This window comes from Thiolapillus sp. (assembly GCF_048562965.1).
GTDB classification, from domain to species: Bacteria; Pseudomonadota; Gammaproteobacteria; order Chromatiales; family Chromatiaceae; genus Thiolapillus; species Thiolapillus brandeum_A.
In genome coordinates this window covers 1-746 of record NZ_JBHNMF010001258.1, presented here as the reverse complement: position 1 = coordinate 746, position 746 = coordinate 1, and the positions used below count along the sequence as shown (strand labels likewise).

The following is a 746-nucleotide window of genomic DNA, read 5'->3' as shown; positions in this document are numbered from 1 at the left end:
CCCTGCGGGCGAACCAACTGCGGCTGTACTTCTCTTCTTTCGCCTATGTCCTGCTGCATGGCCTGCGTCGGCTAGGGCTGACCGGTACGGCGTTCGCCAAGGCCCAGAGCACGACGATCCGCCTGAAACTGCTGAAAATCGGCGCCCGTCTGCATCTGACGGTACGCAAAGTCTGGCTGTCCTTCTCGGAAGCATCCCCCTACGCCAGCGACATCGCTCAGATCCTGGCCAATCTCAAGCAGCACCCTGCTTGGTCACCCCCTGGATAAACCCTATTACATCCGGCAACGTTGACACAACCGATCAGACTCCGGTGCTGAGGGGCCGACGCATCTGTTCCGTCGAAAAAACATCCTCCAGAGCCCCGGGAGAGCGAAAAACACGAGAATCACTTCTCTCGGCGAGTACCTTGGCACGAGAAATGGGCTATCGGTCTATCTTGGCCACGTCCCGGCGCCCAAAAACGCCGGAACTAGGGGATCGGTGAGCGATGCGGGCTAGGCCATCCTGGCGCTGATCCAGCGCTGCCAGCCATGGAGAGCGAAGCGAAGGCTGGTAGACCCCAGTAGCCGCGAGGCCGCACTGTTTTCCCGGCGTGCCTTGCGCCAGAGGGAAAACAAAGTAGGCCTGTAACTACTCACCCCTATCAGCATAGAGCTGTCCCGAAAAGGCCATTTGAATGGCGACCAGCGGATTGTATCCCTGATTTGCCATGGTCTGCAGGTAACTGGAGATGCGGCAATAGG

2 protein-coding genes are annotated in these 746 nt (G+C 59.0%); one reads left to right on the top strand and one right to left on the bottom strand.

Annotated elements, in window-relative coordinates; genetic code table 11:
* Positions 1-269 (top strand): transposase (locus ACOCD2_RS23665; protein WP_293680380.1); only part of this gene is annotated, 269 nt, incomplete at its 5' end.
* 228 nt (positions 270-497) lie between these two features.
* On the opposite strand, the gene ACOCD2_RS23660 is transcribed toward ACOCD2_RS23665, so the two are convergent.
* Positions 498-653 carry a hypothetical protein gene (locus ACOCD2_RS23660; RefSeq protein ID WP_419587615.1) on the bottom strand — a complete coding sequence of 52 codons (156 nt, stop codon included), beginning with the start codon at positions 651-653 and terminating at the stop codon, positions 498-500.
* Between the last annotated feature and the right edge of the window lie 93 nt (positions 654-746).

Bases quoted from the DNA above. Each gene is read 5' to 3' on its own strand.
- ACOCD2_RS23660 (WP_419587615.1), bottom strand. From the start codon at position 653: ATGCTGATAGGGGTGAGTAGTTACAGGCCTACTTTGTTTTCCCTCTGG.